Annotated in this window: 15 protein-coding genes; 11 read left to right on the top strand and 4 right to left on the bottom strand. The window is 52.1% G+C overall.

The genetic code is table 11. The features are described 5' to 3' along the window. Positions 1-152 precede the first annotated feature (152 nt). Positions 153-521: a PilZ domain-containing protein gene (locus H8F22_RS29230; protein WP_078465823.1), complete on the top strand. Its 369-nt coding sequence runs from the start codon at positions 153-155 to the stop codon at positions 519-521. 549 nt (positions 522-1,070) lie between these two features. On the opposite strand, the gene H8F22_RS29235 is transcribed toward H8F22_RS29230, so the two are convergent. The 3 genes from H8F22_RS29235 to H8F22_RS29245 all read right to left on the bottom strand — a co-directional run bounded on the left by H8F22_RS29235 (position 1,071) and on the right by H8F22_RS29245 (position 3,755). Continuing rightward, positions 1,071-2,228 carry a hypothetical protein gene (locus tag H8F22_RS29235; RefSeq protein ID WP_194940996.1) on the bottom strand — a complete coding sequence of 386 codons (1,158 nt, stop codon included), beginning with the start codon at positions 2,226-2,228 and terminating at the stop codon, positions 1,071-1,073. A gap of 2 nt (positions 2,229-2,230) precedes the next feature. Then, positions 2,231-2,665: a tetratricopeptide repeat protein gene (locus H8F22_RS29240; protein WP_169904180.1), complete on the bottom strand. Its 435-nt coding sequence runs from the start codon at positions 2,663-2,665 to the stop codon at positions 2,231-2,233. 112 nt (positions 2,666-2,777) lie between these two features. Beyond that, entirely contained in the window at positions 2,778-3,755 is a 978-nt protein-coding gene (locus H8F22_RS29245) for a DNA replication terminus site-binding protein (RefSeq protein ID WP_194940997.1), read from the bottom strand. 129 nt (positions 3,756-3,884) lie between these two features. On the opposite strand from H8F22_RS29245, the gene H8F22_RS29250 reads away from it, so the two are divergent. The 10 genes from H8F22_RS29250 (at position 3,885) to H8F22_RS29290 (ending at position 11,615) form a co-directional block, all read left to right on the top strand. Next, positions 3,885-5,537, top strand: a complete 1,653-nt coding sequence (locus H8F22_RS29250) for a sel1 repeat family protein (RefSeq protein WP_194940998.1) — start codon at positions 3,885-3,887, stop codon at positions 5,535-5,537. Positions 5,538-5,634: 97 nt separating this feature from the next. Then, positions 5,635-6,144, top strand: coding sequence for a DUF922 domain-containing protein (locus tag H8F22_RS29255; protein WP_194940999.1), 510 nt, complete (start codon positions 5,635-5,637; stop codon positions 6,142-6,144). Positions 6,145-6,186: 42 nt separating this feature from the next. Then, positions 6,187-7,317 carry an endonuclease/exonuclease/phosphatase family protein gene (locus H8F22_RS29260; protein ID WP_228759002.1) on the top strand — a complete coding sequence of 377 codons (1,131 nt, stop codon included), beginning with the start codon at positions 6,187-6,189 and terminating at the stop codon, positions 7,315-7,317. Positions 7,318-7,339: 22 nt separating this feature from the next. After that, on the top strand, positions 7,340-7,561 hold the full coding sequence (locus H8F22_RS29265) for a hypothetical protein (RefSeq protein WP_194941000.1): 222 nt from the start codon (positions 7,340-7,342) through the stop codon (positions 7,559-7,561). 38 nt (positions 7,562-7,599) lie between these two features. Further along, positions 7,600-7,851: a hypothetical protein gene (locus H8F22_RS29270; RefSeq protein ID WP_194941001.1), complete on the top strand. Its 252-nt coding sequence runs from the start codon at positions 7,600-7,602 to the stop codon at positions 7,849-7,851. 490 nt (positions 7,852-8,341) lie between these two features. Further along, on the top strand, positions 8,342-9,433 hold the full coding sequence (locus tag H8F22_RS29275) for a hypothetical protein (RefSeq protein WP_194941002.1): 1,092 nt from the start codon (positions 8,342-8,344) through the stop codon (positions 9,431-9,433). 869 nt (positions 9,434-10,302) lie between these two features. Continuing rightward, on the top strand, positions 10,303-10,704 hold the full coding sequence (locus H8F22_RS29280; protein ID WP_194941003.1) for a hypothetical protein: 402 nt from the start codon (positions 10,303-10,305) through the stop codon (positions 10,702-10,704). A gap of 164 nt (positions 10,705-10,868) precedes the next feature. Beyond that, a complete protein-coding gene (locus tag H8F22_RS29285; protein WP_116826523.1) occupies positions 10,869-11,231 on the top strand; it encodes a hypothetical protein in 363 nt (120 codons plus the stop codon). Positions 11,232-11,240: 9 nt separating this feature from the next. Next, positions 11,241-11,363 (top strand): hypothetical protein, encoded by a 123-nt coding sequence (locus H8F22_RS32925; RefSeq protein WP_267463992.1) that lies wholly within the window; start codon positions 11,241-11,243, stop codon positions 11,361-11,363. 12 nt (positions 11,364-11,375) lie between these two features. Then, complete coding sequence (locus H8F22_RS29290) at positions 11,376-11,615, top strand: hypothetical protein (RefSeq protein ID WP_194941004.1); 240 nt, start codon at positions 11,376-11,378, stop codon at positions 11,613-11,615. A 430-nt stretch (positions 11,616-12,045) separates the two neighbouring features. On the opposite strand, the gene H8F22_RS29295 is transcribed toward H8F22_RS29290, so the two are convergent. Continuing rightward, positions 12,046-12,693 (bottom strand): helix-turn-helix domain-containing protein, encoded by a 648-nt coding sequence (locus tag H8F22_RS29295; RefSeq protein ID WP_078465815.1) that lies wholly within the window; start codon positions 12,691-12,693, stop codon positions 12,046-12,048. Between the last annotated feature and the right edge of the window lie 160 nt (positions 12,694-12,853).

A 12,853-nucleotide genomic window follows, 5' to 3' on the forward strand; every position in this document is an offset into this window, starting at 1 on the left:
GGGAGGAATTTCATAAGGGGGTTTTGAATAGCCGTTGAATATGTTGTGACGATACTATTCAGTTCCTTGAAGGTGACCAGCCAAAAAGGGGTCTCGGATTTCTGTAACGGCGCTCTGAACAGATCCGCACAACTAGCTATAGGAAACAAAGGATGAATGCGTCCAGCCGACGGCACACGCGGTACGTGATCTCTGAAGGAGCGCTGCTCTCTCAAAAAATCAAAGGAAAGGGTTTGGTAGCAGGGCTCCTGGGTTGGGCCGATTGCCGGGTGCGAGATTTATCGATCGCGGGCGCTATGATCCTGACAGAAAAGAAGAAAGGAATCGGAGATGCTATCTCGATGAAGCTGATCCAGCGGAATGGTGACGAGCTTCAATTCGAAGGGAGGGTGGTGAACTGCGGTACTGATCATCGAAGCGGAAATTTCCAGCTTGGGATTGCCCTGTCCGAACAAGCTCCGGAATCTCGTGAACATATTTTTCTTCACAGTCTGGGCGAGTCCTTCCCCGAAGCGCGCTGACCCGATAGCAGTGACTGCTTGGTTGTGATACGACAAGGCCCGCCCATTTGCATGGACGGGCCTTGAATAAGTCGAGGAGAAGCAACGGCACCCATAGGCATTTGGATGTAGAAGGGGGTGACTTAGGAGTTAGGAGGTCTAAAGCCTATGCTTTCCTCAAGAAACTGTGTCAAAAACTGGCTTGGGGGAGTGAACCCCATTCCGGACATTCTGTACGAACGACCGGGCTTTGTGAAGATGAAGGCCGTGAATTTGCGATAAATTGACACCTATGCAGCGGTCTCAGAAATCTCGCAAAACGGCGAAAATCTGGAAAAGCTTTCTATCTCAAGGGTCTTCGACCCTCTCGCCGCCCATCGGTTCAAAAAAACCAGGATTTTTCTTTTCTTGTCTCCGGCCCGAGTGGGCTGGTAATGCTCTATTTCAGGGCGTGCAGCTTCCTGTTGCGGGAATTCTACACCTCCCTTTTACGACAATTCTGTCAACTTGGTTGTGATTCTTGGCAATAACAGACGCGCTAATTTAGGACGCGTCTGGGAATGATAGAGCTCAACCAACGGCAGGCTTGCCGAATATCCGTTTGAATAGCGTAGCTCCTTGTGCCTGGGCTTGGGTTTCCGGCACGAGCTGGACGATGCTGAAGATTACTCCTGTGTCGTTCGAATGATAGGCGAGTTGCAGGTTGTTCTTCTTGAGGCCAATGAATGGAGCCGAAGCAACTAGCGATTGATCCATTTGCTCATGGCCCGTAGCAACCATTGTAGGGTCGAAGCCAAATATGACACGACTATCAAATTTGTCCCAAAGCATCGGGTCTGGATGAGAGATGGTTAGAACGACGTTGATGCCTACGCTACTGGCAAGCTTCAAACCGGCAGTGACCGATTCCTCATCCCTCGCGACCGATACCCGGTCGATGATGAGGGTGCGTCCACGCACAGCTCCCTCGTTAAGGGCAGAATAATGAGCGGAGACTAGCTGCTCGAGCGTGTAGGTACGACTTGGTAAAATCGTCACCGCCAAGTGGTGGTCTGGATGCTTCTGACGTTCACCCAGGATGAACGAACTGTGATCTTCAGAAAGCGATTTTCTGAAGACATCATGGCCGCGGCTGTAACGGTTCAGATAGTTGTCGCCATCGTTTGTGGCTCGCACTACGGCAACGAACAGGTCATCAAGGCGGTTGAGGCAAATCTCTTGGTCGATCCATTGAGAGATGTGCAGGGGCTCGGTATGGATGATTAGGGTATGGCCGGCATAATCACGTCCCAGTAAATATTGGGAGGGTGGCATGAAACCAGTGCGAGCCTTGAATCTCGCCATTTCCTCCGCTGATTGAGAGGTTGGATCTATCTTATCTTGCCTTGCGTATGCCTTCAGCGCTTCAAAATTGCTAAACCCCCACATGGTTGCAATGAGCGTTCCCTGAGGGTGCCCTTTACGAATGTCGGGTAACGTATTCTTGAGGGGATCCATGTTCATGGCCATTCGCAAGAACTCCATCATCTGGAGGCTTCGATCGGAAATGGCTCTTATCTGATCAGGGGTCTTGATCATCTGCAGGCCATTGATTGGCTCTTCGAGTTCACCAGTTTTAGCGTTCAGACGGTTGTACCCGTAAGCACGCGCAACGATCACATTTGCCGCTTCAGCATTAATGCCCAAGGCCATTTTCTTGACCAAACGTTCAGATTGCTCTTTGTACATGCTCACGAGTCCAGAAGGTTGGTGATGGGCTGGTGGCGCTCTACGAATCCAACGTAGGCCGCGTAGAGGGCTTTGTCGGACTTCTCGCTAAGCGAGGATGCCAGTAAGCGGTAAGCGCGGCGAAGATCTGGTTTGATGTCAGTCATGCCATGCTCGACGATCTTGACGAGCTCTATAGTGGCTTTAACGTAACCGGCAGAAGCAGCTCGCTCGATGTATTGGATGCCCTTAACTGGATCGGCCCCTGCGCGTTGTTTGAGGACGTGGGACATTCCGTAGGTGAATAGGGCGTCGGTCGACGCAGGTTTAGCAATGCAGGCGAGCCGGAGCCAGTGGTCAGCGCGGGTTATGTCAGTGTCTACACCGATGCCTTGATTGAGACACCTCGCCACTTGGAACATTGCTTTGCCATCTCCATTTTCAGCAAGCTCAAGCATGTCTCGATATGCGTTCGCTCGGTTTCGCTCATCGCAGGAGACCAGATCTCGAGTGAGACTGGCCAGGCGGAGACTGGTGGTTTGGTCAGTGGACTGCATTCTGATTATTGCCTTATTCATCAATTGAGGCAGGAAATGAATCGCTTTCGGCTTTCTGTACCAAAGGCCCAAAGACGCGATAGTTCTCGAGATACTGATAGAGGTTCATTTTCTTGATGTACGGTTCTTTCTCGAGTAGTTCGCGGCCGGCAGATTTGCGTCTTGCCGTGACTACGTCGTAGCTAAGTAGCGGTTTAATTGTGGGTGCAAACTTGCATTCATCGATGTCGTAAACGAAGGGCACGGAAGAGATGATCTGGCGCACCGGCGTATCACCGTCACGAACCCGTGCTCGGATGTGGGGTTTGACTGGTCTCCGAATAGCGACCTGTTCATTGCCTAGCTTCCGTAAGAGATCAATAGCGGTCAGCAAGCCCTCTTCAATTGATCCCTCAGGAGCGTCGGACATGGTAGGACGTCGGTCGTGAAGCTCATCCAAGAGGTCTTCCCACTCTTTCACTAAATCTGAAGCCACATGCCTTGATCCGGATGTGCCGGTATCAGTCCAGTAGAAATTAATGGTCTGAGGGTTCATCAGCACCGGGGTGCAACGCATTGCCTGCTTTGGCGATATGGCCTCAAACTTAATCCAAACCTTCCGGCGATCGTTAGATTTCTTGATCTTGCCGATTAGCATTTCCAGCTTGCTGCGCAGATCATTCGTTTCGATGATTTTGGCAATCACTTCCCCAGGCAGCGCAACTACCCCTGGACTCCTCAAGGTTTCCTTCGCGTTCTGAGTTTCCTTCATCGTGATGCAAGTGAGGACGTCTATAGCTGCGTCGACCGCGTCGCTACCTTCAAGCCTCCTCACCGGGATAGGCGCAGCTTCGTCAACTTCTGGCTCATGTCGAAACTCCATCTCAAAGATCGCATCGACTCTCAATCGGTGTCGTGAGTCATTGAGCATTCTGACCAGTACCTTGAGCTCGGCCTCAAGCTGTTTGACCACTGCGATTGCTTCACTGATAGCGCTGAGGTGGAGTTCCATAGAGATGTCCACTGCGTGAGCCCACACATCACTTTAACGGGCGTTGGATTTTCGACTAGGCGTTTTGAATTGGATTCTATTATGGCGCGGGTACACTCTGGCACATAACCAAATTGGGGTATCCGAATCTTGTCTCTGGCAAAAACCTTTGAATCTGCAGTGAACCTGGGCGCTCTTACTGAAGCCTGGTTGCGCACAATCAAGCCTCTGCTGAAGACCCAACTTTTCGAACTCGGGGTGAAGGCCAAGCTCAACAACGCTGCCTCGGTAATGGCCCCGGGAGCTTTAGTCGCGAATGTCGTTCGTCAATCAGGTATCAGCTGGAGCGAGAAGCCAATTCGTGTCCTTCTGCTGGGATCAGATCCTCTCATAAGATTCGATAAGTCCAAGTGGGCTAGCTTGGCTGGCGAATTTCTTGGAGCTCCAGGAGCTGTGGAGATCATCTATACCCTGGATGAGAATGCGGACTCCGAATTCTCAAAGCTTGCGACAGCGCTCAACCTTCCCGCATGTAGCGTATTGACCCACGGGGAAGCAGTCGAGAGCGGCTTTTCGAAGGTCGACTTGGCAATTTGGGTTCACCCTGCCGCAGAGTCAGCAGACGAGACTGAGGCTCTGAATACCTCCACTGCGATGTCGCTGTCCACCAAGCAAGGTGTTCCTGTTTATTCGGCCTCATTTAACGAGGTCGACCTCCACACACAGAATTTCCTGATTCAACATCACTCTGTGCAGTTGCAGCCACTTGGCGGGACGATTGCTCGTGGGGCCCCATCCATCAACCGGTACGGCATTTCTACCTTCGGTTTAGGGGTAGAGGGTGGGTGGGGTGCAATATTGGCAAAAGTTGAGCCGGCGCAGCAGCTCGGCGATCCAGGCGAGGCCGCTCTTGTACGCACGGCGATGAGACTCGTATGTGCAGAAGGAGCACTCCATACGTCATGGAGCCTGGGCCAGCGCATAAACGGTGTTGCCTTCAACCGGATCATCCCGTTGGGATTGCTTGGCAACATGGCCATCGACCCTTCAACTGGTCATGTCTTCCAAAAAAATGAAGACTCACGTGATCTCCGCGTTGTCGGCCATCTATGGGACAGCGAGCTTAGGCTGATGCCTAGCTCCAAGCGTGAGCTGTTGCTGTGGGCATGTCGAATTAAGCTGGCATTTCAAACAGAGCTGCCAAAAGAAGATTCCCGGCGCAAAGAGGCAATAGCCTCCCTTGAGCAGGGTTTTAATGACGGAATTGTCGAAGCTGCTGTAGCGCTGGCTCGGTGCTATGAGTCATCAAAAGCTGATGGAAGCGATGTAACGGCACATCTTTGGCAAAGCAAGGCTGGGGCCCGGCACCCATTGAGCTCTTACGGCTTGGCCTATGAGGCTTTGGGGGCTGGAGACTTAGCCGCCGTTGAGCGATATCTGCGAATCGCTGTCGCGTTCGGATACCCGATTGCGATGACAGACCTCGGGAAGATGCTCTGTGAAAGTAAGCGAGTAGACGAGGGTCTGGCTCTCTTGAACGAAGCTGCCTCTCGCAAGGATCCTGAAGCCAATTACGAGCTTGGAGAATTGTCTGCCAAAGGTGGTGACCTGCAAGGCGCCCTGGAATTCCTTCGCGCGGCATGGATCTATGGTCATGTCGACGCAGCAGCCCTTGCGCGGCAAGTAGCCGATTACATGCTTGAGCACGGAATTGGAAAGCGCTCGTTAATCAAGCGCGAAGCGAAGGAAATCGCCGCATTCCAAAAGAAGCTCGACACCCGCCTGGTGGCCAATGCTACCTAGGATTCGACTGAGTGCCTCAAATTGGGCTGGAAGAATCGCAATATCAGCGATCCTCGCATGGATGCCTTTACATTCTGTGGCATCAACGGCTCCAGTTGTGGATTCCAAGCTGATCACTTACGGAGTGTCCGGGCAAACCATCGATCAAATTCAACGATCGATTGCAGAGCATACACCCAGTCGAAACGGGGGCTCCTACTACGCCGGCGTCACGATATGGAATCTCTCAGCATCCTATGACCTGATTCCCTCCCCACATGGCTGCCTACTCGATAACGGGCAGGTGTTCTTGAAAATCAGGATTCACCTACCTGTTCTGGAATCGATTCCCAAATCCCCTGGTGTTGAGCAAGAGTGGCGGCGGTTTTACAGCGCCCTCAATGCTCATGAAGCATTGCATGCGCAAAACGCCTACCGGGCCGCCACCACGCTGCTGGCAAAAATAAACGGGACACGCACTGATGTGCCCTGTTCTCGCGCCAAGGTGATAGCTGAGAAGGCTACGGCCGCGCTGATAGAACGGATTTCTGCCTACGACAAAGATCTAGACATTCAAACCCGTCACGGAACTACGCAGGGCGCTTATTTGAACCCCGTTGTCAGATGACCCCCCACAGAATATGAAGCCTAACTGCCTGGAGCATAACCTTTGAAGAAAACGTTATTGATGTCTGCTTTGTTGGTGTTGGCTACTGCTATATCAGGGGTTGCCGCAGCCGCAGACGCTCGTGTTGGAACCTGGAATACAATGCGTCTGGGCAACGGTGACCAGAAAAGTTACCCAGCTTTAGCAGCAGTCGCCGCCAATGTTGACGTCCTGGCCGTTCAGGAGGTGATGAATGATGAGGGCATCCAATACCTAAAACTGGCACTGGAGCAACGGACACGTGAGAAGTGGAGCTCGCTGTGCTCAAGCCCTGTAGGCTCGCGCAGTTATAAGGAGCAGTATTGCTTTCTTAGCCGCGATTCGGCAGTTCAATATGAAGACGGCGCCGTAAGCTTTTTGGATCGTAAGCATGTGTTCATGCGAGAGCCCTATAGCGCGCGCTTTAAGTCCCTCAGTGACGGCAATACCTTCGCCTTGGCCACCGTACATATCATTTACGGCAAGTCAGCCGCTGACAGAACCCCAGAGCTGAAAGAGCTCGGTAATTACTGGGAATGGCTCGAGCAGGTATACCCAGGAGAGCCCATCATGCTGATGGGTGATTTCAACATGCCCCCTTCGGACCCTGCGTTCGAGTCCCTTCGAGCACGTGCTATCCCAATGGTTACAGACGGCGCAAGCACGTTGTCGAACACAAGCGGTCGGTTTGCCAATCTGTACGACAATGTGTTTGCCAACCAGTCAGCGCGATCGATGATGTCCGGTGTTGGGATCGTCAATTACCCTGCGATGCTCAAGGTAAGCCATGAGGATGGGCGACGCGCCGTGAGCGATCATGCGCCAGTGTTCTTCCAGCTTGGGAAGGCTAGGCTGGGGAGTGCTGTCCAGATGGCTTATCCTCAAGGCCCTGCTCAGCTGATGCACCAGGTAGTGAATGCTCCGGCTCGTAATGACTCTGTCTTCACTCCTCTCGCATCGACCGGGCTTGGTGCCCTTTCTACCGCTTCGAATACTCAGGTCGGGAGCGTGCACGGTAATAAGAGCTCCCATATCTACCACCTTTCCAGCGGTTGCCCGTCCTACGGAATGATCTCGGAGAAGAATCTGGTGGTATTTGCTAGTGAAGCCGAAGCGATTACGAGCAACTACAGGAAGGCGGGTAATTGCAAGTAAGGTAAGCAAACGGCATCTTGTCATGAATGACGGTAAATATAAAATGAGAGACCCAATGAAAGCCACAATGCAGCAGGCAACCGAACACAATCAAAACGTACTGAATGTCCTAACTGAACTTCTTAGTGTACTTCGCGATGCAGATGCCATTATCGGTCGTGACGAAGAAATTTTAGCTTTCGACAGTCACCGCACCCTAGCGGCAATTCATGGTGACATACACTCTATTTTTTTGGCTCGCTAAGTTTGATTGCGGGAGGTGAATATTCTGGCGGGTGGAACGTGTTCTCTCAAACCCAACAGGATAAGGACTTCTTTCTGCTCAATATTTGCTCCCTGCTCCGTGAATCGGACTTCAATAACGGCTTCCCGCTGATCACAGATGTTTGCACCCTGATCGAAGGGTTGCCGTGTATGCCACCCGAATACGCTTTGAAGGTCAAAATCGCTCACGATAAAATCTCTCATGCGATGAGAAGTTTTCGCTCGAAAAACAGTGGAGAGATTGAGGCGGCGATTTTTGACCACGAATGACCACGGAAACAGTCCTGACTGTTGCAAACAAAAACGAGCCTTGCGATCTGTTGGCAGCAAACAACATCGTTCGACACAAGACAACTTATTGCGACACTCGGCATTATAGATTGACACAAAAACGCTGATGAATCGCCCTCTGGAGCAGAGCAACAGCCTGCAGCGCCCGGAATCACTGGTAGGTTGTGTCAAACTATGTTGTCGTTGCTGTCCGGGTTGATACGTGAGTGGTCAGTGATTTAGGGGCTTTGTGTCAATCTATGTTGATGCCACCCAGTGAACCCGCAAAGCGCGGTCAACGCCCGCTTCACATGCGAAGGCATTGTGCTGGACGAAATCGTCGCCCGAATCGGTTTGAAGATGCGCAGCAGTGAAATCGTATGTTTAACTGACAACACCGTGTGGTGAAAAGCCTAAGGTGGCGCAGTGCAGATGTATCGCCACAGCGATGGCGGGATACCCAGCGTTGTTTGAATACGAGGCCACCGTCATGACGCAATTCATAGCTACTGAACACAAATTGGCTCGCCTATGGGTCGAGGTCTGCGGCAAGAGCTTGGGCATCGAGCGTGCTGAGGCCGCAGCCATGTATGCAAATCTGTGCGGTTTCCGAACTTGGGATGCAGTTACCAGTGCGATAGGGAACAAGCAGCCCAGTGTTCCAGACGAGCAACTAGAAGTACCCGAGTTGATGGCTCGACGGGATAGCTACATTGCTGTGATGGTTGATGTCTTTGCGATAAACCCATCGATGGCCGTCCACCTGGCCGCGAACCTCAGTCCCTCCAGCGGCAAAATGCCTAAGACTATATCAATCAACCGAAGTACTTTGCATTCTCCGCCTGAAGATGAAGGTTTGAGCCTCTATGTGCCGGGCTTTGATGATCCTCGGGTAGCAAACGCAATGCTCAAGGATTTGCTAGGTGGTGCGCCAGGCCTCGAAGGCTGCAATCTGGATAACTTAACCGACCGCCTGCGCATTTCTCATCCGGTTGAACCGGGGGATTTCTGGGACTTTTACAGCGATCAGGGCTTCGACCTGATCGAAGATACCTTTGTCGAAGATTATGAATACGGTGGACCATCGTTCTTCATGCCGTGTAGCCCTGAAATATCCGATAGCGAAAAGGTACCGGTCTTCCTGACCAGCCTTGCTTACACGCCGCTAGATCATCATGACCAGATGGCAGATGAGGTTCGTCGAGTGATGCTTGAGAGCGCCAAAGCGATCACTGGTGCGGATACCCTGCTCCTCTGCTGGGGACATTTGCAGCAAAAAGAAATTGGGGGCAAGCGGTTCACCTACGCTGGCCAGATTCATCATGAGGGGACTTGGCGCGATCTGCTCCTGAACAGATCGCTGGACTCATTCGACAAGTTGCTTCGTGCAGCAACTGCTCTACAGGACATTAATGAGCCAGGGCCAGAGTTTCAGGACAGCGGCTCGGAATGCATGATTCGCTTCTTTATGGTGCAGACCCAGTGCGAGTCTAGCGCGGAGTTCTTCCAAAAATACATTGTGAACAACATCGGCAACCCCAGCGGATGGTCAATTGGGATAATTTCTAGCAAGTCCGAGTAGACATCAAGAAAATCGCATGAGGAACACCCAAGCCCCGCCTAACCCGTGGGGCCGTTGCCGTAGGGGCGGCGTGATTTTCGCTCCCAGGATCGATCGTGAATATCAAATACTGGGGGCAAGCAACATAGATTGACGAAGCGCCACTAGATGCGACAAGAGACAATATAGTCTGACATAGGAACGGCACCCAATGAGGCCTCGGAGCGCCTGCCAGGATGGAGCCCCCAGAATCGCTGAGGGCTTGTGTCAAACTATGTTGTTAGTCGTCAGCCGCTGGTTTTTGACAATATATTTTGACACCAAGCAAAGGCCCCGGATTTGCTGGGGTTGGTGGCTTTTGCAAACATCGACAGGTTGGAGAGTTGGGTGCCCCACACGGTCTGCACCAGGCTGGTGAATGCTTTGGTCGCTGCCTCAGGGGTGAATAGTTTCCTAGAACATTTTTGAAGCGTCGATTCCTGCACTGCCGATCACAACCTGGACGGTCAAAGTGTCAAAATATTTTGTCGAGCGCCGAGGCGCGATTAGTGGTCATGGTTGAAAACTGTCAAAATCTATTTTCAATTCAGCAGTACCGGCACTCTTGCGAAGCCCGCTTTATGAGGGCAGCAGTGTCAGAATATTTTTGTTCGGCACCAGCCGCGAGCCGCGGATTTCGCGCCAAGCATCGAGCAGGAAAAGTCTATGAAAGTTAAATTAGCAGCTTGTCTGAGCTGTCTACTGGCAGTCCTAGCTATAGCTAGTGGCACCATAACTCTGACCGCCGGCGATGGAGTCATTATTCCGGTATTCGCGATTGTAACCGGTATCGCAACCCTCGTTTTGCTTTGGTGGGGCCAGAGCAAGCGCCGAACCTAGGAAAAATAGGAATGGATATTCTGAAAGTCGCCCGTTCTTTCCGCGAATCACTTGATGCGCAGAAAAACGAGGGCACTCTTCCATCCCATATGCAGAGGTTTCCCGTGTGCTGCTGTGGCGTTGTATCAGAGCTGCTAGGTCATTACTTAAACGCTTCTGGGGTTCAAGCTGAATACGTCTGTGGCTCTGGTCACGCTTGGCTTGAGTTCGAAGATGTTGTGATTGATATTACTAGCGATCAGTTTGCAGGCAGACCAGCGGTTTTCGTTGGGGCTAAAGATGATTGGTACCGGTCACTGGGTGAGTCATCTCGGCGTATAGCAACCCGTCTAAAAAGCAATCAATACAGTGAGGAAAGTGATGTCCTCCGTGAGGTCTTGCGTATGGCACAGCTACAGGATCCAGGTATTTAGTAAGAAGTCATGGCAATGTTTGATGACGTGGAGTTCGCGGCCGCTGGCTGCAATGGCTGTTCCGCAAGACTGTTGAGTGAAAAGTCGCCCGTTGCACCCAAGCCCGGCCTGGGGTCGGGTCAGTAGAAACGCCGGAATGGCCGGCGCGCAATGAGGGAACGACGATGACGAAGCCAGACCAGTCAATTACTGATATTCCAGAGGCAACGCTTGAGCAATTGGGACTTGCAAACGCCAATTTTGGCTTTCCGTTTGAGCCGCAGTATTGTGCGATGGACGATGGTATCGACTGCCCTGCTGGTTGCTGGCACTTGTTCGAGGATCTTCCTTCTTTCGATCCAGTCACACTTTCCTGGAAGAACGATGGTAATGCATGGGAGGTCGGTGTTGACGACTCTGAAGACCTGCATGACACGCCAGAATTTCAGCGTTGGGTGAAGGCCGGTTTTTCGCTCGTTCGAGTCGTGAAGCACGCTACCGCAGCGCCTCAATACCACCCGCTCGCGTACATGACTCCGGCTGCGTAGGAAATTATTATGGAAACGCTGCACTACCTGTTGAGTTTGGCAATTGTGTTGTGCACACCGCCGCTGTTCTTTTGGCTGATTGTAAGACCGACCAAGGCCGGGAAAGCAGCACAAGGAAAATCAGTCGAGTAAGTGGTGAAAATCGTGAATAACCCAAGCTGGAAACTGTTTGGCATCTCCCCCAGAACATTGGTTGCGACCGTTGCTTTCGGCATTGCACTGATGCTTCTGTTTAGCATCTGGATCGGCCTCCTTGCCGTGCTGATCGTATCTGGCGTAATCCAATATCGGAAATACCTCAAAGGGCGACCAGAGGCCGGGTATGAGGTCACTGAGAACGGCACTCGGCAGTTGTGGAATGACGGCCCGAAAATGTTCGAATAAAAGTCAAACTGACATGTGAAAGCGGCTACACGCCATCCATCGATTGGAGTCAGGGCGGGCCGCTGATCTTCGATCACCGTGTGAACTCGCTTTAGGTTATCGACGACTACTGGGAGGCATGGGTTACTGGTCGTGAGGAGCATCCGTACAAGGGTGGGATGCGCCGCTGGAGGCTATCGGCCGTGTTCTCGTTGCCTCGCAACTCGGCGATGGCATCAAGGTAACCTTACAGTTTTCGAGTAAACAAGCTGTGAACGATCAGGAAGCATTCAGCCGCGTGGTGGACGAATTAGCGGCTTTAGTTCGGCAACTAGTCCACCAACTCGGTAAGGTCGCACCAGATAGCGACCTCCCGGCGAAGGCTCTGGACTAATTAAAGCGCAAGTGTCTGCAAGGTAGTCCACTACGCAAAGACACCCTGCAGCTCACCTCACCTGGTGGTGCTGGCATGGACGAGGGTCTGCCTTCCCCTGATGCTGATAAGACCTTCCTGAGAAAGCTCCTTCATCACCTTTCCAACCATCTCTCGCGTGCACCCGACCATGGACGCGATCTCGACCCGTGTATTCTTCAATACGTACCCCTCTGGGTGAGAGATTGCACCGGGTAGACTGCATAGTTCCACGAGCGCGCTTGAAACTCTGCCGCGAACGTCATAGAAGGCAAATTGGCCGACCTTGCGTAAAGACCTAACGCTCGTGCGTGAAAGCTCACGACAGAGTCCAAACATCGCAAGAGGCTGAGATGCACAGGCCTGCAGCAGCTCTTTGGCAGTCAGCACGTATGCAAAGCACTCAGATTTGGCAAGCACGTACATTTCGATCTTGTTGCCTTCTCCGGGATCGATGCTTCCAAATACGTCGCCAGGAATTAGGTGCGCAATGTTGAGCTCGCTTACTTGAGAATGATCAGTGACTTGTATAGCCGCAGTACCTTCTGTGAGCAAAAAAACACATGGTTCCTCAGAGTCGAATCTCATCAACGTCGAACCCCGAGCAAATTTTCGTCTTTTGCCCGACGCAGTAAACAAGGTATTAGCGCCTGCCTTCTGGAGCGCACTGCTGCCGGCATGTTTCATTCATCGCTCCATCATCTGTAAGTCCCATAATGACGAGATACCTGGTCATTGGGAGATGGCAGGACGATACCCAGATTCAGTGGAAGGTGTTACTCAAAAGAGGGCTGTGTAATTTCCGTGAGCTCGTTTTGGGTAGCACATAGAGGATCCTGAAGACACA

The sequence above is a fragment of the Pseudomonas mucoides genome (assembly GCF_015461845.1).
Taxonomy (GTDB): domain Bacteria; phylum Pseudomonadota; class Gammaproteobacteria; order Pseudomonadales; family Pseudomonadaceae; genus Aquipseudomonas; species Aquipseudomonas mucoides.